The 21596-nt window shown below is 71.6% G+C and carries 20 protein-coding genes and 1 pseudogene; 11 read left to right on the forward strand and 10 right to left on the reverse strand.

What is annotated here, in order from left to right; all coding sequences use genetic code 11:
* From QZT59_RS15490 to QZT59_RS15500, 3 genes and pseudogenes are all read left to right on the forward strand, one after another.
* Positions 1-600 (forward strand): annotated as a pseudogene (locus QZT59_RS15490) (MFS transporter); the annotation flags it as partial.
* A 141-nt stretch (positions 601-741) separates the two neighbouring features.
* Entirely contained in the window at positions 742-1194 is a 453-nt protein-coding gene (locus tag QZT59_RS15495) for a TIGR00725 family protein (RefSeq protein ID WP_290818456.1), read from the forward strand.
* 77 nt (positions 1195-1271) lie between these two features.
* Complete coding sequence (locus tag QZT59_RS15500; protein ID WP_290818459.1) at positions 1272-1700, forward strand: GNAT family N-acetyltransferase; 429 nt, start codon at positions 1272-1274, stop codon at positions 1698-1700.
* Positions 1701-1870: 170 nt separating this feature from the next.
* Here the strand turns inward: QZT59_RS15500 and QZT59_RS15505 are convergent, their stop codons facing one another.
* Positions 1871-2599 (reverse strand): hypothetical protein, encoded by a 729-nt coding sequence (locus QZT59_RS15505; protein WP_290818462.1) that lies wholly within the window; start codon positions 2597-2599, stop codon positions 1871-1873.
* Between the two features lie 404 nt (positions 2600-3003).
* Between QZT59_RS15505 and QZT59_RS15510 the strand changes: the two genes are divergently transcribed.
* The gene (locus QZT59_RS15510) at positions 3004-3744 is read left to right on the forward strand and encodes an Sjogren's syndrome/scleroderma autoantigen 1 family protein (RefSeq protein WP_290818465.1); all 741 of its coding nucleotides are present in this window, start codon (positions 3004-3006) and stop codon (positions 3742-3744) included.
* Between the two features lie 31 nt (positions 3745-3775).
* Here the strand turns inward: QZT59_RS15510 and QZT59_RS15515 are convergent, their stop codons facing one another.
* The gene (locus QZT59_RS15515) at positions 3776-4744 is read right to left on the reverse strand and encodes a phosphotransferase family protein (protein WP_290818468.1); all 969 of its coding nucleotides are present in this window, start codon (positions 4742-4744) and stop codon (positions 3776-3778) included.
* 450 nt (positions 4745-5194) lie between these two features.
* On the opposite strand from QZT59_RS15515, the gene hisI reads away from it, so the two are divergent.
* From hisI to QZT59_RS15535, 4 genes are read left to right on the forward strand one after another with little or no spacing between them, the layout of a single operon-like run.
* Positions 5195-5560, forward strand: coding sequence for a phosphoribosyl-AMP cyclohydrolase (gene hisI / locus QZT59_RS15520; protein WP_290818471.1), 366 nt, complete (start codon positions 5195-5197; stop codon positions 5558-5560).
* 2 nt (positions 5561-5562) lie between these two features.
* On the forward strand, positions 5563-6816 hold the full coding sequence (locus QZT59_RS15525; protein ID WP_290818474.1) for a hypothetical protein: 1254 nt from the start codon (positions 5563-5565) through the stop codon (positions 6814-6816).
* A gap of 44 nt (positions 6817-6860) precedes the next feature.
* The gene (locus QZT59_RS15530; protein WP_290818477.1) at positions 6861-7301 is read left to right on the forward strand and encodes a universal stress protein; all 441 of its coding nucleotides are present in this window, start codon (positions 6861-6863) and stop codon (positions 7299-7301) included.
* 59 nt (positions 7302-7360) lie between these two features.
* The gene (locus QZT59_RS15535) at positions 7361-7789 is read left to right on the forward strand and encodes a universal stress protein (protein ID WP_290818479.1); all 429 of its coding nucleotides are present in this window, start codon (positions 7361-7363) and stop codon (positions 7787-7789) included.
* A 97-nt stretch (positions 7790-7886) separates the two neighbouring features.
* Here QZT59_RS15535 and QZT59_RS15540 read toward each other — a convergent pair whose 3' ends face one another.
* The 7 genes from QZT59_RS15540 to glmM all read right to left on the reverse strand — a co-directional run bounded on the left by QZT59_RS15540 (position 7887) and on the right by glmM (position 16509).
* Positions 7887-10058 carry an IucA/IucC family siderophore biosynthesis protein gene (locus QZT59_RS15540; RefSeq protein ID WP_290818482.1) on the reverse strand — a complete coding sequence of 724 codons (2172 nt, stop codon included), beginning with the start codon at positions 10056-10058 and terminating at the stop codon, positions 7887-7889.
* Between the two features lie 123 nt (positions 10059-10181).
* Positions 10182-10913, reverse strand: coding sequence for an FAD-dependent oxidoreductase (locus QZT59_RS15545; RefSeq protein WP_290818485.1), 732 nt, complete (start codon positions 10911-10913; stop codon positions 10182-10184).
* Positions 10914-11116: 203 nt separating this feature from the next.
* On the reverse strand, positions 11117-11938 hold the full coding sequence (locus tag QZT59_RS15550) for an ABC transporter permease (RefSeq protein WP_290818488.1): 822 nt from the start codon (positions 11936-11938) through the stop codon (positions 11117-11119).
* Positions 11935-12606 carry an ATP-binding cassette domain-containing protein gene (locus tag QZT59_RS15555; protein ID WP_290818491.1) on the reverse strand — a complete coding sequence of 224 codons (672 nt, stop codon included), beginning with the start codon at positions 12604-12606 and terminating at the stop codon, positions 11935-11937. The genes QZT59_RS15550 and QZT59_RS15555 overlap by 4 nt, the downstream gene beginning before the upstream one ends.
* A gap of 169 nt (positions 12607-12775) precedes the next feature.
* Positions 12776-13849, reverse strand: coding sequence for a hypothetical protein (locus QZT59_RS15560; RefSeq protein WP_290818494.1), 1074 nt, complete (start codon positions 13847-13849; stop codon positions 12776-12778).
* A gap of 167 nt (positions 13850-14016) precedes the next feature.
* Positions 14017-14664, reverse strand: coding sequence for a DNA methyltransferase (locus QZT59_RS15565; RefSeq protein WP_290818496.1), 648 nt, complete (start codon positions 14662-14664; stop codon positions 14017-14019).
* A gap of 486 nt (positions 14665-15150) precedes the next feature.
* On the reverse strand, positions 15151-16509 hold the full coding sequence (gene glmM / locus QZT59_RS15570) for a phosphoglucosamine mutase (protein WP_290818498.1): 1359 nt from the start codon (positions 16507-16509) through the stop codon (positions 15151-15153).
* A 248-nt stretch (positions 16510-16757) separates the two neighbouring features.
* Here glmM and QZT59_RS15575 point away from each other — a divergent pair, with 248 nt between their 5' ends.
* The 3 genes from QZT59_RS15575 (at position 16758) to QZT59_RS15585 (ending at position 19396) form a co-directional block, all read left to right on the forward strand.
* Positions 16758-17675: a hypothetical protein gene (locus QZT59_RS15575; protein ID WP_290818500.1), complete on the forward strand. Its 918-nt coding sequence runs from the start codon at positions 16758-16760 to the stop codon at positions 17673-17675.
* A 71-nt stretch (positions 17676-17746) separates the two neighbouring features.
* A complete protein-coding gene (locus QZT59_RS15580; protein ID WP_290818502.1) occupies positions 17747-18268 on the forward strand; it encodes a hypothetical protein in 522 nt (173 codons plus the stop codon).
* A gap of 264 nt (positions 18269-18532) precedes the next feature.
* Positions 18533-19396 carry a ribose-phosphate diphosphokinase gene (locus tag QZT59_RS15585; RefSeq protein WP_290818504.1) on the forward strand — a complete coding sequence of 288 codons (864 nt, stop codon included), beginning with the start codon at positions 18533-18535 and terminating at the stop codon, positions 19394-19396.
* 125 nt (positions 19397-19521) lie between these two features.
* Here the strand turns inward: QZT59_RS15585 and QZT59_RS15590 are convergent.
* Positions 19522-21596 (reverse strand): CARDB domain-containing protein (locus QZT59_RS15590; RefSeq protein WP_290818506.1); only part of this gene is annotated, 2075 nt, incomplete at its 5' end.

A 21596-nucleotide genomic window follows, 5' to 3' on the forward strand; every position in this document is an offset into this window, starting at 1 on the left:
ACCCGACTGCTGTTCGTCGGCGGCTTCGCGCTCGTGTTCGCCATCGCGGTCCTGGCGGGCACGTACTACCGGGGCGTGTTCACCTTCCTGCCGGACGTCCTCGCCGGGCTTCCCGTCCTCGAACCCGTCGACGTCGGCGAGGAGACGTTCGAACCCGGCCAGTACGTCTACGTCGGCTTGCTGCTGATCGGCGCCGTCGGCCAGTACGTCGGCGGGACGCTGAGCGATCGCCGCGCACCCGAACGGCTGATCGTCCTCGCGCTCCTCGCCCTGCTCGTCGTGACCCTCCTGTTCCCGCTCGCGACCGCGGCCGGCCTCGCGGCGACGCTGCTCGTCTGCGCCGCGCTCGGCTTTTTCGTCTACATGGAGGCGCCGATCCACCAGGCGCTGATCGGCGAGTACGCCGCCGCCGACGTCCAGGGGCTCTCCTTCGGCGTCACCTACCTCGGCGTCTTCGGGATCGGCGCCGTCGGGGCCTCGATCGCCGGGATCGCCCTCACCTACGGCGGGACCGGACTCCTGTTCGCCTCGCTCGCCGCGTTCCCGGCGCTCGGCGTCCTGCTGGCCGCGGTGCTGCTCGTTCGGCACCGACGCCGTTGAGTGACCGGAGGACCGTCTCGGGCCGCGGGGCCGTCTCGGGTCGCGGGACCGTCTCGGGTCGCGGGACCGTCTCGGGCCACGGGACCGTCTCGGGCCGCGGGGATCGAATCCGCCATTACGCTCGCCGCCCCTGCGTTCGGTATGCGCGTCAGCGTCATCGGCGGCGGAACGATCACGGACGAACAGGCGGACCTGGCCGAGGCCGTCGGCCGGGAGCTCGGCCGCCGGGGACACGCCGTCGTCTGCGGCGGCCGCGGCGGAACCATGGAGGCGGTCTGTCGGGGCGCGAAATCCGAAGGCGGGGAGACGATCGGCATCCTTCCGGGCCCGAACCGGGAGGCGGCCAACCCGCACGTCGACGTCGTCGTCGCGACCGGACTCGGCCACGCGCGCAACGCGCTCGTCCCGCTGAACGGTGACGGCGTGATCGCGCTCTCGGGCGGCCCCGGCACGCTCACCGAGATCGGCTTCGCGGCGATCCACGACCGGCCCGTGGTCGGCCTCGACACTCACGAGGTCGCGGGACTCGAGATCGAGACGGCCGCGGACCCGGCGGCGGCGGTCGAGCTGCTGGAGGGGGCGCTGAGCGGGTGACGGCTCGGGGACCGCCGCGGGTCGGCCGCCCGGATGCGACCCGACACGCTCAATTTCCCGCCCTCCGAGTCCCGGATATGATCGACGTCGGCGCACCCGACGGCTACGAGATCCGCGAGGAACTCCCCGACCCCGAGACGTTCGCTCGCCTCCGCGAGGCGGCCGACATGGCACCGCGGTCGACGGCGGGGATCGAGCGAGGCCTCCCGAACTCGCTGTACGGCGTCGTCGCCGTCCACGAGCCGACCGAGGCGGTCGTCGGGATGGGCCGCGTGGTTGGCGACGACGGCACCGTCTACCAGATCTCCGACATGGCCGTCCACCCCGACCACCAGGGACGGGGCGTGGGCACCGCGGTCACGACCGCGCTCGACCGGTGGGTGACCGAGACCGCCCCGCCGCGAGCGTACGTCAACCTGCTGGCGGACGTCGACGGCTTCTACGAGCGCTTCGGCTTCGCGGAGACCAGGCCCGCCTCGAAGGGGATGTTCAAGCGGACGGAGTGAGTCGGGCCGCCGTCGCCCGCGAATCGCCGGCCGACCCCCACCGCCGCCGTCGAACCGTCGAAACGGACGGCGCCTACCGCTGCCGTCGCCCCTTCGAAACGGACGCCGACGGCAACGAAACGACGCGGTCGGCCGATCGACGGGACGGGGGTTCGACGCGCGTTCCGCGGCTACATATCCGCCGCCGCTCCCCGGTCGTCCGGCCACCAGCCGCCGGCGTCGAAACACGGGAGCGGCTCCCCGCGGTCCCATCCGCCGGTCCAGATCGAAACGTCGTCGTTCCGGATCTGCACCTCCGTATCGCCTCCCGCCGGGGTGACGGGGAGCGTTTCCGTGCGCGCCGTCCGATCGTCGACGTCGATCGTCACGTCGTAGTCCCCCAGTTCCGAGGAGATCGGGACGCGTTCGGTCGAATCCGCGGCGACGGTCGCGGATTCCTCCCGGAGACTGCGATCCTCGTCGACGGCCGCGATCGACACGGCGACGTCGACCGTTTCCTCGGTCCGGTTGCGAAGGATCAGCGCGACCCGCGAACCCAGGGAGGGCGCCGCTTTCTCGAACGAGAGGACGGTGGTACCGTCCTCCGTCGCGATCCGCGACTCGTAATACTCGCTCCCCTCCCCCAGCGCGTACCCTCGCTCGTCGTGGCCGGCGTACCAGAGGATCGCGTCCCGCTCGACCGCGTCGTCGTAATAGAGCTCTCCGTCGGTTTCGTACGCTCCGTCCGCGAACGCGGCGTCCACTTCGTTCGCGACTTCCACGGGGAGCATGACGTACGGAACGAAGTCGGCGGTACAGGTCACGGTATCCGGTGGCCCGCCCGCGCCGATGCGATCGAGACATCCGACGAGACCGGCGGCCGAAACCCCGGTTGCCGCGAGCACGGTTCGCCGCATCATGTGTTGGAAACCCGACCGGTCGGCAAATGTCTTGTGGAACCGAGCGGGGTGCGGCGCGCCGTCACCGCCGTCGGCGAACCCGATTACCTCCGGCGGCCGCGACTCGCGCGTTCGAGGACCTCGGTTCGCACGATCCTCGCTCTGCTCACGGCTCCCGCCGGTCGACGTTCGCTTCTCCGCGGTTCTCGCTAGCGGCGCTCGCGTCGAACCGCGCGCCGCTCGCGGGTCCGGTGATCCTCGCAGGACGGGGTCTCTCGGCGCTCGCGGCTCCCTGCGGTCACCGCTCGCGTATCCGAGGAACCTCGCTGCGCGCGGTTCTCGCTCGCGGCGCTCGCGTCGAACCGCGCGCCGCTCGGTTCCTCGCATTCGCAGCCTTTTCGACGCCGTAGCCCGTTGGCACCCACATGAGCGAGACGGACGACGACGGAGGGATCGACAAGGAGGCCCTCCGGGAGGAACTCAGGGAGAAGTACGAGCGCGACGAGCGCGAGCGGGAGGCCACCCAGCGGATGAGCGACCTCCTGTTGAAGGGCGCGACGATGACCAACACCCACTGCGGGACCTGCGGCGACCCCTTCTTCCAGCAGGACGGGACGACCTTCTGTCCGAGCTGTCACGGCGGTCCCGAGGGGGTCGAAGCCTCGGTCGGGGAGGCCGGAGACGGATCGACCCCGCCTGCCGCGGACCTGCCGGCGACCGATGCCGTTGACGGCGACGCCGCTGACGTGAACGCCGCTGATAGGGACGCCGCCGGTGGGAACGCCGCGGCGGACCGGCCGGCGACCGATCGCGGAGCGGTCGACGACGACCGCACGGCGGAATCCGAGCCGGGCGCGCGGCCGTCCGCGGACGACGTCCGGTCGTTCGATGCCGCGGAGTCGCCGGCGAATCCGGGCGTCGAAGGCGAGCCGGCCGGTTCCTCCGGCGACCGCGCGGACCGAAGCCCGGGTCACGGGCCGGACGGGATCCGCCCCGCGACCGGCGGTCGCGTGGTCGGCGACCTCGCCGGCGCCCGCGACTCGCTCGTCGCCGCGCTGGAGCGCTTCTCCCGCGAAGCGGCCGAAACCGACGACCCGCGCTACGCCCGCGAGTGCCTCCAGGCGGCGCGCGAGGCGGCCGAGGCGCTTGCGGCGCTGGGGCGGTGACCGACGCTCGTCGTACGCTCGTCGTTTTCGTTCAACGCCACCGATCCCGGCAGGAGTCGAGCGTCTCGTCGACGTACTCAACCAGGAATTCCGCGATCTCGCGCGTCTCCTCGTGAATTCCGCGCTGTGTGGCGAGCGAGTCGAAGTGCGACGCGGCCACGAACGCGCGGTAGGACTCGCCTCGATCGTCGAACCCGTCGGGGAGCGGCCGGACGGATTCGTAGGCGCTCCGGAATTGCGCTTCGGCGTCGTCGGGCTGCTTCCAGTTGCCGCCAACGAATAGCGGCACCGCGGTCCGCCAGTAGTCCCACTCGGGACTCCCGGCGAGGGCGTGCTCGAAGTCGATCACGCACGTCGGCTCGCCGTCCGCCACCGCGACGTGGTCCGGAGTGAACCAGCCGTGGAGGAGCGGTGCCGACCCCTCCTCGAGCACGTCGAAGCGATCGGCGTGCGCTCGTAGAAACTCCCGCGCCCCGGCGACCGCGTTCGCGTATCCGGTCCCCGCGACCGATCGCTCGTAGACGGCCAGCTGGTCGTCGAGGGCGTCGGGCCAGGTCGCGTCGACCGCCGCCTCGACCCGGAGGCCACTCGCGGAATCGGTCGGATCGCCGTCGACCGCCAGCAGTCCGGGTCGATCGAACGTCGCCTCCTCGTGGAGCCGCGCCAGGGTGCGTCCGGCCGCCCGGAGCCACCCCTCGCGAAGTCGCTTCTCGTCGTCCGGGACGTCGCCCGGCGCCTCCTCGCGGTAGGCCGCGACGAACCAGTCCTCGCCCACGTCGAGCACGTCGGGGACCGGGATCGAGGTCTCGCGACCGACGCGTCGGAGCGCGCGCCCTTCGACGCCGGCGGATCCCCGCGGTGCGACCGACACTTTGCAGACGGCCCGCCGCCCGTCGAACTCGATCTCGTACACCTCGTGGGGCGGCACGTCGTGGAGCGTGCGCAGGACCTCGAGGTCCCGACCTCTCGCCTCGATCGCCGCCAGGATTCGTTCGTTCATCGGCACGATTTCGTAGGATTCGGGGGGTACAAGTTCTGACGCTACCGTACAGCGTTACCACAAGACCTATCAATTCAAGTGCCCTAGTCGGGATCGAGACTCCGTTTCTACGAGCGACTGCCCTCCGCCCAGCTGTCGGCTCGTGACCCGTATTGGGGCCACGATCGGCCGTCCCGTCGATTCCACGATCCCGGGCGTGACGGCCGCTCGAAGCCGCGGACGACCCGGACGGCGACGGTGAAAACGGACGTCCGGTAAACCGATGACCACCGAACCGGCTGGAACGGGGCCGGCCGGAGTGCCCGCTCACGGCTCACTTCGTTCGCCGCTCGCCACATCGAGACGGCTCGTTGCACTCGCCGTCTCGCCGTTCGCAATCCCGAGGCGGTTCGCTACGCTCACCGCCTCGCCGACAAAAGACCTATCGCCGTGACGAACCACCCCTCGGACATGAACGACCTCGAGGTCGACTTCGGCGACGACGGACTGGTCCCCGCCGTCGCCCAGGACGCCGATTCGGGTGAGGTGCTGATGCTCGCGTACGTCTCGCCCGAGGCGCTCGCGCGCACTAGGGAGACCGGACTGGCCCACTACCACTCCCGGAGCCGGGACGAACTTTGGCAGAAGGGACGTTCGAGCGGCCACGTCCAGCGCGTCGAGGACGTTCGCGTCGACTGCGACGCCGACGCCCTCCTCTACGTCGTCGAGCAGGCGGGCGGCGCCTGTCACTCCGGCCACCGGTCGTGCTTCTACCGGACCGTCGACGGCGAGCGGGTGGGCGAGCGCGTCTTCGATCCCGAGGCCGTCTACGAGTGACCATGAGTGACCGGCATCGATCCGTCGGGTCGAGCGCCGCCGCGTCCGGGACGGGGAGCGACGCTTCGGAGGCGATCGACCGGCTGGCGTCGGCGATCGAGGGCTACGAGACCGTCGCCGACCGGATCGAGCGCGAGGGCGAGGACGCCGTCGAGCGCGGCGCCGAGGCCTACCGGAACGCGCGCCAGCTGCTCGACCACTACGAGGACCGCGCGACGGGGACCGGCCGCGAGAATTTCAAGGCGTACGTCCAGCTCGAGGGGCAGTTCGCGACGCTGGTCGGAAACCTGCCGGACGAGCTGGCCGACTCCGGACCGTTCGAGTCCGCCCGGGACGCGATCGACAAGCGCCGCCTCTCCGAGCGCGACTTCGAGCGCGCCCGCGACGCGCTCGCGCCCGCCGAGGAGTACGCCGACCTCGTCGAAGAGCGCGAGGCCGCCCGCGAGGCGCTCGCGGACGCCCGAAAGGCCGCCAATCGTCACTGTTCGGACCTCGAAGAGGAGATCGAGCGCCGCGAGCGACTGCTGGAACTCGCCGACGTCGACCTCGACGCGCCGGTCGAGCGCCTCCGGGAGCCGATCGCGACCTACGACGAGGCCGTCCGCGAGGCGTTCGCCGAGTATCGATCGTCCGCGCCGGCGAGGGAACTCTTTGCCTTCCTCGAGCGGACCCGGTGGTTCCCGCTGGTGCCGTTCGACCGCCCGCCCGAGGACGTTCGGGAGTACGTCGAGTCGAACGACGCCGGCGAGCTGACGGTCCCCGAACTGCTCGAGTACGCCGAGTACTCGCGCTCGAAGCTGTCCCACCACGTCGACGACGCCGACGCGCTCAAGCGCCAGGTCGCCACCCGACGAACCTACCTCCAGCGGATCGACGCCGAACCCCTGACGATCGACTGGCCCCCCGCGCCCGCGGCCGAGCTGCGCTACCGGATCCGGGAGCTGCGGCCGCTGGTCGCCCGGATCGCGCGCGAGGTGGTGAGCGACAGCGAACCACCTCGGAACGGCGAACGGCGACCGGGGGGAGCCGTGAGCGGCGACGAGGTCGTCGGGTTGCTCCGCGAGATCCGCGACCTGACCCGCGATCCCGACTACGATCGGCTGCAGACCGCCGCGACCGCGCGCGAGGGGCTGTCCGACGAGGAGCGCGATCGCCTCGCCGAAGGCGGCGTCGAGGAGGAGCTGACGAGCCTGCGTCGCGAGCGCGAGCGCATCGACGCGGCGCTGGAGCGTGCGGCGAGCGCGCTCGACCGCTAACCGGTCGGCCCAGCCTATACCCGTCGGCGGACCGTACGTCCCCCATGAGCGGACGCGTCCTCGTTCCGATCGACGATTCCGAACCGGCCCGCGCCGCCCTTCGGGAGGTGATCGAGACGTTCGACGCCGCCGAGGTGGTGGCGCTGCACGTGGTGGAACCGACCGCTTCGAGCTACGGGATGGAAGGGGCCGCCGCGGGGAGCGTCGTCGAGAGCGAGAAGGAGGCGGGACGCGAGCTGCTCGCGGAGGCGGAAGAGACCGCCGCCGAGCGCGGCGCCGAGATCGAAACCGCGATCGAGGTCGGCCGCCCGGTGCCGACGATCGTCGACTACGCCGCCGAACGCGACGTCGATCACGTCGTGATGGGCAGCCACGGGCGCTCGGGGCTGTCGCGGATCCTCGTCGGAAGCGTCGCGGAAGGGGTGATCCGGGAGGCGCCGGTCACCGTCACGGTCGCGAGGGAGGCCGGGACCGATCTCGAGTGAGGCGATAATCGCACCCTTCCGCTCGCAAGGTTTTACCGCTGGGCGTGGTGGAAGGCCGCATGACCGACCGGGTACTCGTCCCGTTCGACGACTCCGAACCCGCAAGGACCGCGCTCGAGGAGGCCTGTTCGCTGTTTTCCGACGCCGAACTCGTCGTCCTGCACGTCCTCGACGCGAGCGACGCCGGAAGCGCGATCGACGGCGCCGGCACGGAGGACCTCCAGGTGGCCGAAGACGAACTCGCCGAGGGGCTCTTCGCCGACGCCCACGAGATCGCGGCCGAGTGCGGGCGGACGATCGAGACCCGGGTCGTCCGCGGCCAGCCGGCCCGCGAGATCCGCCGGTTCGCGGTCGACCGGGACGTCGATCACGTCGTCATGGGTAGCCACGGTCGGTCGGGCCTGTCGCGGATCCTGGTCGGGAGCGTGGCGGAGGAGGTGATCCGGAACTCGCCGGTGTCGGTGACGATCGCCCGCGGGACGACGTAACCACCAGAACCGGTCGTATCGCGCGAGCGCGCTACCGCTCTCTCCTCGAAGTCCCGGGGGCTGCAGCGAACGGGGACGGCGAACGGGGTGCTGGGAACTACTCGTTCCGCGACGCCAGCGGGTTCGACACGCGACTCGTCACGTACTCGTGGCGCTTTCCCCGCAGGCGCATCGCGGTCAGCGCCTTGTGGGTCGTCTGATCCGCGAACAGCGCGGCCTCGTCGCGATCGACGCGCCCGCCGGGGACGTTCGGGTTCGCTCTCAGCGTCTCGAAGGTTTCCGCGCAGCGGTCCCGGAGGTGCGCCCAGCAGTCCCCCTCCGAGAGCGCCGCGTGCTCGGCGAGCGTCGCGATCAGCTCGCCGAAGTGGTTCTGGAAGAGCGCGTAGTAGAGCTTGTCGTAGAGGTCCCGTTCCTCGTCCGCGTCGAGGTCGGAGTCGGGATAGGCGTCGAACGCGAGCTCGCGAGAGGCGAGACGCTCGTCGAGCACGCGGATCCCGCCGAGATCGCGGACCAGCGCGGCGACCGGCCGCCCGCCGTCCAGGACGACGACGGAGTTCTGCGGGTGCGACTCCAGCGCGACGCCGTACGCGCTCAGGAGCTCCAGCTGTTCGGGGACGACCGCGTCGACGTAGGTTTCGAAGAAGGCACGCGCGACGGTCGGGTCGTCGGCCGCCGACGGTTCGCCCGGTTCGCCGGCGACGCCGACGTCTCGCGGGCCGACCCCGTCACGTCCGACCGCGAACCGATCGATCGCGTCGCGGACGATCGGGCGGCCCGTGACGGGCGAGGTGGCGAGCAGGCTCCCCACGGAGACCGGGATCGCCCCGTCCGGGACCAGCGGGTGCGCGTACGGGTTCTGGCGGGCCAGTCCCGAGAGGTGTCGCGCGTCGTCGAAGTGCTCGCCGTCGGGATGCGGGCCGCCCGGGGCGTGGTAACACGCCGCAGCGAGCTCCCGGCACACGCCGAGGCGTTCGAACGACTCGCGCTCCCAGATGTCCTCCAGCAGTTCGGTCACCCGGGGCCCGTTCGAGACCGCCTGCGGGGAGACCGTCCGGACGACGTTCGTCAGCTGTACGTCGACCGCCAGCTTGAGGTGCGGCGACGGTCGGGCTCCCGGATCGTGCGGCGGGTGCCCCGCGTCGGACCCGTCCGGCGCGCGCGGCACCACCGTTCGGAGGTTGCTCAGCGGCGTCGCCGGCCACGAGAAGTCGGCGATCGGCACCACTCGCCCCGCCTCGATCCGGTCGGCGTACCGATCGGGAATCACGCGGTAGAACTGCCAGGGGTGGATCGGGATCGCCGAGAACTCGTCCGGCGAGCGACCCGACGGGATCGCCCGCTCCAGGGCGGCTTCGAGGCCGGGGAAGCTGTCGACGAGGATGTCGGTCAACGTGCGGTCGGTCCCCTCCCGAAGGGTCCACGACCGCTCGACGGCGACGAACCGCACGTCGATCTCGGCGGCGAACTCCGGCGCGTACAGCAGCGACTCGGCCGGCGTCATCCCGCGCCTGATCTTCGCGCCCGGGTGGAACGGGTGGCCCTCGGTCGCGAGCCGCTCCAGCGAACTCGTCGGATCGGCGCCCGGAAGCGAGTCGGCGACGTCGAGGACGGTCTCCGCCTCGGCCGGACCGTCCGACTCCGCGTCGATCTCCGACGATCCGGCGGCCCGGGCGAACGCGAGGTTCGCGGCGCTCTCGGCCACCTCCGCGGCGATCCTGTCGGCTTGCTCGGCCGAGGAGACCGCGCCCTCCCGCGCGACCAGCGAGACCACCTCGACCGGGTGGGGTTCCCGGATCGCGTTCGCTCCTCGAAGGAGCCGGATCGGGCCCGCGAACCGGTACCGATCGTAGCCGCCCGCGGCCGCTATCGGCGCGGCGAGGATCGACTCGGACGCGGGCAGCGGCTGGAACGCGACGAATCGGCAGTCGGCGGGCAGCGGACGGAGTCGCCGGGAGAGCTCCGCGGCGCCCGCGGATCGCAACAGGTCGTGGGCCTCCGGGGGCAGGGACGGGTCCTCGCGGTCGACGACGGCGAACGGCGCCAGTCCCTCGGGCCGACCCCTGAGCAGTCCCCGGATCAGCCGGCGACAGATCTCCCGACGGGCGTCCGGAAGCTCCTCGATGAACCGCTCTTCGGGGGTTTCGAACCGCGCTCCGGTCCGCGAGCGCGCCGGCGCGAGGAGCGCGGCGGCGCCGAACGTCTCCCGCTCGGCGTCCGTCCGCAGCCTCCGAGTCCCGACGTCGGTTCCGAACCGGGCGTCTCTACCCATTTTCGGAGTGTTGGCGCCCCAGCGAGTTATATCGGGCGTCTACAGGTTCCGGGGGCCGGTCTACGGGTGCCGGGGGTCGGTCTACGGGTGCCGGGAGTCGCCGCGATCGCCGCACAGTCGGGATCACTCCGCGTTCGGATGCTGCTCCGGCTCCTCGGGATGACGCTCCGCGAAGTACTCCCGCATCACCGCCAGCGACTTCGCCTCCCGCTCCCGGCGCTCGTCCTCGTCGATCTCCTCGACGCCGGGCGGGACGTCGATCCCGCGTCCGGTGAAGTAGCCCTCGGGGGCGACCCAGTCGTGGTAGAAACCCTCGCCGTGGGCTTCGAGGACCGTCACGGCGACCTCGGCGCCGTGGCCGGCGGCGATCACCGTCTGGTGGGGCTTGCCCGCCAGCCGCCCCGCCGCGTAGAGCCCCTCGACGCCGGTACGGCCCCGATCGTCGGTCTCGACGAACGTCTTGCCCCGCTCGACGAGTTCGATCCCGTCGACACCGTCGAGGTAGCCCGTCTCGTTCTTCGTCGCCGCGATCACGACGGCCGACGCCCACGCGTCGTCGTCGGCCGTCTCGACCGCCAGGCCGCCGGCGGCCCGCTCGACGCGCGTCACCGTCGCCTCGCGGAACTCGCAGCCGGCTCGCTCGGCCTGCTCGGCCATCAGCTCGAGGAGCAGCCGCGAGTTCACGCCCGCGGGGAATCCCGGGTAGTTCTCCAGGTGCGCGTTGCGCCTGAGGAGCGATCCGCCGGCGGAACAGACGACGGTCTCGAGGCCGTGGCGGGCGGTGAAGGTCCCCGCCGAGAGGCCGGCGACTCCGCCGCCGACGACGGTCACGTCGACGGTATCGGGTTCGGACATGGACGGCGCTACCCGGGGAGACGTGTTAAATCCGGGCCTCTGCGACGGCGCGCAGGCCGATTCTCGATCGACCCACATCGCGTCGCGTCCTCGGGCCCGCCCCCGTCGACGGGGACCGCTCCGGCCGCCGGATGGCGGCGATCCGGGCGGTTCAGCGGCAGTGATCCGGTCAGTTCGAGCGGCAGCGACCGGCCGGTTCGCGATCACGCCTCGGCTGCCCGGAGGACACCCTCGTTCAGTTGGTCGGCCTCGGTGAAGGCGTAGCCGCTCACGAGGTAGGTGCTCGTCATCGTCGTCAGCGCGCCGGCGGAGAACAGCATCACCATGATGGCGAACTGGTACTGGGCGGCGTAGATCGGGTTCGCGCCCGCGATGACCATTCCCGCCATCATGCCCGGGATCGCGACGACCCCCAGGCTCTTGGTCTTGTCGAGCACGGGGATGAGCGCACCGTAGACGCTGTCCGAGACGTGCGCTTCGACCGCCCGGTCGGGCGGCGCGCCGAGGCTCAGGACGGCCTCGATCTCCTCGCGGTTCGAGCGCAGCTCGCTGGTGAACCGCTCCTGGGCCAGCGAGTTCGTCTGCATCGCCATCGCGATGATCATGCTGCCGACGACGATCAGGTCCCGCATCGTCGTCTCGATCGCGCCGGCGACCGCCATCGCGACGATGACGGTCCCCGATCCGAGCGCGATCGCCACCACCGACGCGCGGAACGCGCCCGGAATCTCCGCCCCGCGCTTGTGGGAGATCCAGGCCGCGGCGCCCATCATGAACGCCAGAACGAGGCCCGCCCAGGCCAGGTGGGCCGTCAGCAGGATCCCGATGACGGCGCCCGCCGCGAGGATCTGGAGGAATCCCCGCCCCATCGCGACGCCGACCTCGCGGCGGAAGTCGAGCCGTCTGGCGGTCGCGACCGCGAGGACGATCGCGACCAGCGCCACGGCGACCGCGACCTGCAGGAACCCCCGGACGACGACGGGGTCGCTCGCCTGCCGGAGGAACTGCTCGACCGGCCCCGTCACAGCACCACCTCGTCGGGTCGGCCGATCCGGGCCAATTCGCCCCCCTCGAAGCGAGCGATTCGGTCGCCCAGCCGGCGAGCCTGGTCGGTGTCGTGCGTGACGAGGACGCAGGTCAGGTCGTAGTCGTCGATGAGGCCGGCGAGCAGCGTTTCGATCCGGGATTCCGTCCCGTCGTCGAGGCTCGACGTCGGCTCGTCCAGCAAGAGCACCTCGGGCTCGTTCGCCAGCGTCCGCACGATCGAGACGCGCTGGCGTTCGCCCCCCGAGAGGCGCTCGACGTCCCGCTCGGCGTAGCCGTCGAGCTCGACCGCCGCGAGCAGGCGCTCGATCCGTTCGTCGTCGACGGGCTCGTCGCGCACCCGGAAGGCCAGGGTCGCGTTCTCGAACACGGTCCCGGGCCGCAGCGCCGGCTGCTGGGGGATCAACCCGACCCGTCGCCGGAGCGTCCCCGGATCGAGCTCGCGGTAGTTCGTTCCGTCGAGGAAGACGGTCCCCTCGGTCGGCTCGTCGAGCCGGTTCAACAGTCGGAGGAACGACGACTTGCCCGCGCCCGAGGGACCGACGATCGTCAGTACCTCGGCCGCACGCACGGCCAGCGAGACGCGGTCGACGACGCGCTCGCCGTCGACGACCCGCGTGAGGTCTTCGGTCTCCAGTTTCGGCGCCATTTCCTGCGTCTTCGCGCCGCGAAAGGATAAGCGGCGGCCGGTGCGGGAGTCCGGCGCCAATCGGTGCGGCGCCGCTTCGGCGTCCCGATCGTCGCTACTCTCGATCGCCCTGGTCGTCACTGCTCGCCGCCGCCCTGGTCGTCACTGCTCGCCGCCGCCCTGGTCGTCGCTACTCGCCGCCGTCGGACCGGTCGTACGCGGTCACCCGATCCGGGTCGAGCACGAACGGGCCCTCCTCGGGGGTCCGCTTCGTCACGGTCGCGGCGCGGAGCACGTAGGAGGTGAGGACGGCGTACGGCGCGAGCGCGATCGTGTACGCCAGGCTGATGAAGACCGTCAGCGGCGTGTAGCCGTAGAACGAGACGGCGGGGAAGAAGCCGGAGTCGATCGCGAGCAGGACGTACGTGATGAAGACGATGATCGGCAGCGAGACGGTCAACAGCGTCGTCGAGAGGTCCGAGAGCTCGAGCTTGTAGTAGAGCGTCTTGAAGTACTCGCGACTGACCATCAGCTTGCGGAGCGTGGCCTGGATCTCCGCGATCGCCCGCTCTTCGGCCTCGGAGAGCTGGTCGCCGTACTTCACGAGGATCCGCCGGGACTGGTAGAGCTGCCAGGAGGAGTCGTAGTTGAGGCCGGTGAGCAACTCGTCCGTCGAGCCGGTTTCCACCCGGGAGAGCGTCGTCAGCACCTCCTCGGTGTTCTCGTGGATGTCCTCCCGGAGGCGGTCGACCTCCTCGCGGTACTCGCGACTCGCGTCGCCGTCGATGCGCTGGAGTTCGTCCGCTTGCTCTTTGATCGCCCGGAGGACGACGGCGGTGAACTGTCCCGGCCGCGCCGGACTCACCTCGACGATGTCGCGCTCCTCGATGTCGCCCTGGAACTCCATGATCGTGTCGACGCGCTCGGACTGATCGCCCAGCGAGGTCAGCTCCTGGGAGATGCCGACGGCCGCGATCGAGACGACGATCGAGACCAGCAGGATCGTCCCGGAAAGCAGCGTGTTGAACACCGTCTGGACCATCGTCGTCTCGGCCAACAGCTCCTGGTACTGGATCGGCCAGATGCCGCCCATCACGAGCAGTATCGCGAAGACGGTGGCGAGCAGCCCGGCGGCGACGTACTCGCGGTCGCCGTCGAAGAGGACCCACCGCTTCACCCGGTTCTCGTCCGATCGGTCGAGTCGCCGCTCCGAGGGCTCGTCGCGACGCCGCACGGCACGGAGCGCTGACTCCACGTCGACCATCGGTAGACGACGACAGTCCGGTCCCGGAAAAAGACACAGCCGGCGGTCGACGGCGGCACGCGAACCCGTGACGGCGCCGATCGGCGGACGAGCGTCGGAGTACGATCGTCGGAGTACGATCGTCGGCCACGGTCGTCCGGGTACGCTTGCCGCCTCCCGCGCTCCGCTCAGTCCTCGTTCGAGAAGACGAGCCCGTAGGCGTGATCGTAGCCGTACTTCGGCCCGTCCTCCCACCGGATCACCACCTCGCGCTCGAAGCGGAGGTGGTCCCGGACGACGTCGGCGACGTCCCAGGCGAGCGTCGTCGTCCGGCCGTCGTGGACGAGGTTCGACACCTGCATCACGAGGGTGCCGTCGGCGGCCAGCAGGTCGGCCAGCCCCGCGGCCACCCAGTCGACGTTCGCGAGGTAGTGCTCGTAGGCGCTCTCGCCGCCGTAGTTTTGGAAGGGGTCGTCCGTCGCCCCTTCGACCGTGTACGGGGGCGAGGTGAACGCGCAGTCGGCCGTGGGGAGATCGAGGCCGCCGAGCGAGCGGGCGTCGCCCTGGCGCACGCGCTCGGGGTGGTCGACCCGCTCGCGGACGTACTCGGCGCGTTCGCCGTCGTACTCGACGCCCCAGGCCTCCCGATCCATGGACTCGGCGACGACGAGCGTCGTCCCGAAGCCGGCGAACGGGTCCAGGACGACGTCCCCCGGTCCGCTGTGGCGCTCCAGAAAGTGGCGAACCACCTCGGGCGACGATCTGGGATCGGTCCCGTCGGTCCACTCTGGGAGCGGTTCGTCGGGCCGCGCCGGGGCCGAGAAGACGGTCTCCATGGCCGTCGCTCTCACCGCGGGGAGATAGCGTTTGCCCGAGCGGGCGGACGAACGCGACCGTCTCACGCGGTGGGCGGTCGCGGACACCGAGTCCGAACGGGCTCGATCTCGCATCGTTCAGAACCGTTCAACCGAATTCAGTCGAAACTTCGCCGCCGGAGGCTCCCTCGCCGCCGATGCTGGCGCCTGAACGATCGACCGGAATCCGTTGAACCGTCGATGCGTTCATGCCGGCATACCTGAAAGCAACGGCGACGTCAGAGTCAGGCGCCGGCCGCGGTCGGCTCGATCCGGTCGGCGGGCGCGCGGGGCCGGCGGCGTCGCGAGGGCGCCACTGCACGCGCGGCCACTCCACTACGCACCACCACGAACGCGGATCCCAACGCACCACCACGAACGCGAGTCCGCCAGCACCGATCCGCCGACGGCGCGAGCCTCTGTGCGCACCCGACGCTCACGGTCGGTCGGTCGCCCGACGGTCCGCGCTCACGCTTTCGCGTTCGCGAGCACGTCGTACAGCTCCTCGGCGAGCGTTTCGGCGCGCTCGCGCTCGCGGGCTTCGGCGTAGATCCGCACGAGCGGCTCGGTCCCGGAGGGGCGAGCGAGCACCCAGGCGTCGCCGTAGTCGAGCCGGTAGCCGTCCCGGGTGTTCAACTCGGCGTCGGCGGCGTGGGCGTGGTTGGCCGCCGCGTCGAGCATCGCGTCGCGTTCGGCGGTCGACCCGTACTCGAGGTTGCGCCGGACGTTGGCGTAGCCGTCGTAGGGGGCGACGAGCTCGCTCGCGGGCGCGTCGGCCACCAGCTCGAGGAACCGGGCGGCCGTGAAGGCGCCGTCGCGAGCGAGCCGGTAGTCCGGGAAGAAGATCCCGCCGTTGCCCTCGCCGGCGATCGGCACGCGCCGACCGTCCGCGTCGAGCTCGCGGATTCGCGTGATGATGTTGGTCGAGCCGATCGGCGTCAGCTCCAGCTCCGCGCCCGCCTCGGTCGCGACGTCGACTATTCGCTGGGAGACGTTGACCGCCGAGACGATCGTGTCGCCGGCGCCGAGCTCGGCGGCCGCCAGCGCCGCGAACGTCGCGTCGCCCTCGACGTACTCGCCGTTCTCGTCGAAGAAGATCGCGCGGTCGGCGTCGCCGTCGTGGGCGATGCCGACGTCGGCCTCGGCCGCCCGGACCAGCCGCCCGAGCTCGCCGAGGTTCTCCGCGACCGGTTCGGGATCTCGGCCCGGAAAGTGCCCGTCCGGCTGGGCGTTGACGGTGACGACGCGACAGCCGAGCGAGCGGAAGAACTCGGGGCTGGTGAGCGAGCCCGCGCCGTGGCCCGGATCGAGCGCGACCGTCAGGTCGGCGTCGGCGATCCGCTCGCGGTCGACGCCGGCGAGCAGGTCCGCGACGTACCACCGACGGACGCCGTCGACGTCGCGGACGCGGCCGATCTCGTTCCAGGGGGCGTCGGCGAACGACTCGTCGAGCAGCGTCGCCTCGATGCCCTCGAGGTCGGCCACCGACAGCTCGACGCCGTCGGCCCCGACGAGCTTGACGCCGTTGTACTGCGGCGGGTTGTGCGAGGCCGTGACGACGATCGCCGGCACCCCTTCGCGCTCGGCGTAAGCCTGGACCCCGGGGGTCGGGAGGATCCCCAGTCGGTCGACGTCGGCCCCGACGCTCGCGAGTCCGCTCGTCGCCGCGTCGACCAGCATCCGTCCGGTGTGGCGGGTGTCGCGGGCGATGGCCACCCGCTCGGCTCCCCACGCCGTCCCGGCCGCCTTGGCCACCCGCATCACGAACGCCGGCGTCAACTCCTCGTTGGCGACGCCGCGCGTCCCGCTCGACCCGAACACTTCCATCGATGCCTAGTCCGTACGGCCACCCCATAGGAATTGCGGAGCCTCGCAGCGAGGGCGGCGCTCGCGCGGCCGTTCGTGACTGCACTCCGTCACTCGACCGCGGCGGAGTCCCCTCGATCGCCGTCGGTTCGCCCTTCCCGTTCGACGCGGCCGAGCGGCGCGACCGTTCGGTGCGGACGATTCGCCGTCGCGGCCGACGGGGCCGGCTCGACGCAACGCTTTCGATCCGGCCCGATGACCATACGTCAATGGAGTCGATCGACGAGAAGCGGATTTACGGCGACCGTACCGGCGCCCGCGAGGGGTACGTCGCGAGCGACACCGGCCTCGTCCGTCTGCGCGTCACCGCCGACGCGATCGGGGAGTTCTCGCTCGCGGATCGTCGGTCGGCTCGGGACGTCGCGCTGGCGGCCGGTCCCGCTCGGGAGGAGTCGACCGATGGCCCTTCCCTCGCCGTCGCGACGGCCGAGGACGTGCTGGTCGGTGCCGCCGTCGAACCCGCCGATCCCGACGAGCAGCCGCGCGAGGACCTCGTCCTCGAGGAGACGGGCTTCGGCCCGTCGGTCGCCGTCGGCTTCGGGCCGACCGGACTCGTGGCCGCGTCGCCGAACGGCGCCCTCGCCGGCTACGGAGACGACGGCTGGCGCTCCCTCGTCGGTCCGGCCGACGTCGACGGTTCGGCGCCCCTCTCGATCAGGGCGATAGACGGCGAGCTCGTCGGGACCGACCGCGGCGTTTACCGGCTCGACGGGGACCGCCTGCGGCCGGTCGGTCTCGATGACGTCCGGGACGTCGACGCGACCGGGACGCCGCTGGCCGCGACGGGCGTCGGCCTCTACGCGCTCGGCCCAGGCTGGGTGCGGACGTTCGAGGGCGCCGTCGAGGCCGTCGCGGCCGCGCCGTCGACCGACGAGGACGGGCGAGACCGCGCGATCGCCGCCGTCGGATCGTCGCTGTACGAGCACGCCGGCGCCTCGATCGCGACCGACGGGGGCGAGTGGCGGGAACTCGCGTCCGCCGACGGCCCGATCGCCGGAATCGCCCGCGGCGAGCCGGGGTACGTCTACGCCGTCACGACCGGGGGAACCGTGCTGGCGGTCGGACCCGATGGCGCTCGGACGCGGTCGATCGGCGTCCGTAACGTGGCCGGCATCGTCGTCCGATGACGGCCGTCACGTGACAGCCCGAGGAGACGTGTCTGACAAACAATTATCCCGGACAGGCCGAACCTTCTCCCATGCACGACTGTACGCGTCGACGGCTACTCGCCGCGACCGGTGCCGTGGTGGGGACCGGTGCACTGGCGGGCTGTCTGGGAGATAGCGAGGACGACGAGGAACCGGACGACGAGAGCGGCGACGACGCCGAGGAGGCCACGGCCTCCGCGGACGACGACACGGACGACGGGAACGACGACGGATTCAACGGCGTCGAGGGCACCGTCCTCGGCGACATCACGGTCGACAACCTTCACGAGGAGAATCACGAGATCGACGTCCAGGTCGAGATCGACGGCTCGACGGAAGCCTGGCGGACGGTCGAGCTCGAGGCGCGCAAGGGCGGCGTCGAGCTGGAACGCGAGTGGTCGTCCGACGGCGGCAACTTCCGCGTCCGCGTGCGACTCGACGGGGAACAGTTCGTCGAGGTGACGCCGGGGGACTGGAACGATCCCGACTGCATCTCGCTGCTCGTCATCATCGGTCACGGGGGCGACCTCCGGATCGCGGGCGACACGACCGGCGGTTACTGCGCCAGCTGATCGACGGAGCGCACTCCCGTCGTGGGCGGTTCGCGCCGGTAATCGTTCGAGCCTCGGCGTCCGTATTTCCGAGGATCTCGCTTCGCTCGATCCTCGCGGCTCGCGGTTCCCTTCGCTTACGGCTTCGCCGTTCGCTTTCTCGAGGCTTCGCTACCGCTCGGCCTCGCACCCGCTCACCGCTCGCCGTCCCGAGGATCCTCACTCCGTTCGGATCCTCGCACTCCAACCGAAACCGGTTCGTATCCCCCGCCTGTCCCCTCGACCATGATCGTCAGTGGGTCCGCCTCGCAGTCGCTGGCCGCGTCGCTCGCCGCCGAACTGGGCGAGCCGCTCGCCGACGTCTCGTTCGATCGTTTCCCCGACGGCGAGTTGCTGGCGTCGGTGCCGTCGCTCGCGGAGGGCGCCCGACCCGATCGCGCGGTGGTCGTCGCGTCGACGGTCTCGAGCGACGCCCACGTCGAACTGCTCCAGCTCCAGGACGCCGCCCGCGAGGCGGGCGTCGAGGAGGTCGTCACCGTCGTCCCGTACATGGGCTACGCGCGCCAGGACGAGGCGTTCGCGGCCGGCCATCCCGTCTCGGCCCGGGCGGTGGCGCGCGCGATCTCGACCGGCGCCGATCGGGTGCTGACCGTCAACCCGCACGAGCGGGCGGTCTGTGACTTCTTCGATCCCCCGGCGACCGCCGTCGACGCGGCGCCCGCGCTCGCCGACCCGCTCCCGGGGGACCTCGCCGACCCCGTCTTCCTCTCGCCCGACGCCGGCGCCGTGGGGATCGCCGAGTCCGTCCGCGACGCCCGCGGCGAGGGCGAGGTCGACTACTTCGAGAAGACGCGTCACTCCGGGACGGAGGTCGAGATCGCCCCCAGCGACGTCGACGTGACGGACCGCGACGTCGTGATCGTCGACGACATCATCGCGACGGGCGGGACGATGAGCGAGGCCGTGGGCGTCTGCTGTGACCGCGGCGCGGGCCGCGCGTTCGTCGCCTGCGTCCACCCGCTGCTCGCCCGGAACGCGTACGCCCGGCTCTCGCGAGCGGGCGTCGAGAAGATCTACGGCACCGACACCATCGAGGGGTCCGCGAGCGCGGTCTCGGTGGCGTCGGTGCTCGCCGAAGCGCTGTCGTAGCTGGCTTTCGTCCGAACGACGGCGTCTGACGGGCCCTGAGCCGGTCTTCTCTGATCTCCGGCCTTCTCTGAACTCGGGCTAACTCCGATTTCCGGTCCGTTCCGATACTCCCCGTCGGCGCGCGCTCACCCGCGACGCCGGATCGCGAGCAACCCCGCCAGTCCGACCAGCGCGACCGCGGCGCCGACGCCGGCGACGGTCGGGGTCGAGGCGATCGCGGCCTCCGCGCGGACGACGTACCCCGCGACCGTCCCGACCCCGACGACGGTCGACTCGTCGCCGGCGGACACTTCGTTGCGCCCCTCCCGCTCGAAGGCGACGGTCACGTCGAACGTCTCCGTCTCCCCGGGGCCGAGCGAGACCGTCCGCTCGTCGACGGTGCCGTCAGGAGTCGAGACGACCACGTCGGCCTCGGACGGGCGATCCTCCTCGCCGGTCACGGTGACGGTCGCGGTGACCTCCTCGCCGACGTCGACGGCGCGCGGACTCACCGAGACGTCGGTGACGGTCGCCGCCGCGGGCTCGCGCACCTCGACCGTGCGGTGCTCCTCGCCGATCCGCAGCTCGTAGGTGCCGGCATCCTCGGGCGTCCACTCGAGGCGCTCGCTCGTCCGCTCGCCGGCGGCGAGTTCGCCGCCGCGCTCGTCGACGACGTCGCCGTCGACCCGGAGGATCGCGTCGTAGGTCCCCGTCCGGTCGTCGACGTTCTCGATCGAGACGGGGATCGACGCGGTCTCGCCCGGGACGAGTTCGTCCGGGCTCTCGATCTCGCCGACGCGGTACTCGCCCGTCACCTCGATCGCGTCGTCGTCGAACGCGTACGCGAAGGCGGTCGCCTCGCCGCCGAACGCCTCCCGGTGTTCGCTCGCGCTCCAGGTGTCGGGAATCGCCTCGGTCTCGACGTAGCGCTCGGCGATCGCCCGCGCGTCGGCGCCGCCGGCGCGCTTGACGCTCTCGAGGAACGTCGCGTGCTCGATCGGGTGGTCGGCGCGGTTCAGGTCCCGGAAGACGGTCGCGAGCGTCCGATCGCCGTCGGTCGCGAGCCTGATCTCGCGGTCGATCGCGGCCAGGGCGAGCGGTCCGCGGGCGTAATCGGTCTCGGGGTGGCCCCAGCTGTCGGGCTCGGCGAGGACGCCCTCGTCGTAGGGCGAGCGCTGCCCTCGTTCGAGGACCGCGCGGAAGTCGTCGTGGGAAATCAGCTCCTGCTCCAGTGCGAGCAGGGTCCCGTAGTAGTCGGCTTGCCCCTCGACGAGCCACCTCGTCTCGTCGGTCGTGCCGTCGGGGACGCCGGCGAACGGCTGCCGGGAGTGAACGTACTCGTGGAGCCAGACGTTGGGGGCGTCGTCGAGGCGCGCGTCGGCCCGCACCCACGCGTCGTCCGCGCCGTACTGCAGGCCCGCCGCCCGCCACTCGACGTCGTCGGTCGGCGCCGCGACCACGAAGAACCCGTCGTTCGTCGCGCCGATCGCCAGCCCGGCCTCGGCCGCGGCGAGCGCGTCGAGGACGTCGTCGGGCGACTCGACCAGATCCGCCGCCTCGGGGACGACCAGCCGGTGGGTCTCCTCGCCCGCCCCGGCGACGTGCTCGTCGACCTCGCCGAAGACGGCGATGGTCTCGCCGACCGCACCCGGCCCGTCGACGGCGGCGGATCGCTCGACCGAGATCGACGCGCCGCGCTCGTGCGTCCAGGCGAGGTCGAGCTGCGGGACGGCGACGATGCCCCACTCGCCGGTCTCGACGAAGTCGTAGCCCTCGTCGGCGGCCGCCGCCGGAAGCCCGCCGCCCTCGACTGGGACGGAGGCGGCGTCGGTCGACGGGGCCCTCGCCGCGTGACCGCCATCGTCGCGGCGTTCGTCGGCGTCCAGACGGAACGTCACCGACGGTTCCGCCGTCGCGCCCGTCCACTCGTAGGTCGAGCCGCCCGCCGATTCGAACCCGTCGGCGCCCTCGACGTCGGCCTCCGGCGGAAGTTCGACCTCGAGGCGTTCCACCGCGTCCGGCACGACGAACCGCGCCTCGGTCTGGAACTCGCCGGGCTCGTCCGGGAGCTGGCCCAGCGCCAGCCGCTGCTCGATGACCTCCTCGTCGGTCCTGCCGGTCGTCGACGCGACGGCACCCTCCGCGGGGGTCGCGTCGGCGACCGTCGGCGCGGTTCCGCCGGCCGCGTCCGGAGCGTGACCGGCCGGCGGGGCGCCGGCGG

The sequence above is a fragment of the Halovivax sp. genome (assembly GCA_007119345.1).
In the GTDB taxonomy this organism is placed as follows: domain Archaea; phylum Halobacteriota; class Halobacteria; order Halobacteriales; family Natrialbaceae; genus Halovivax.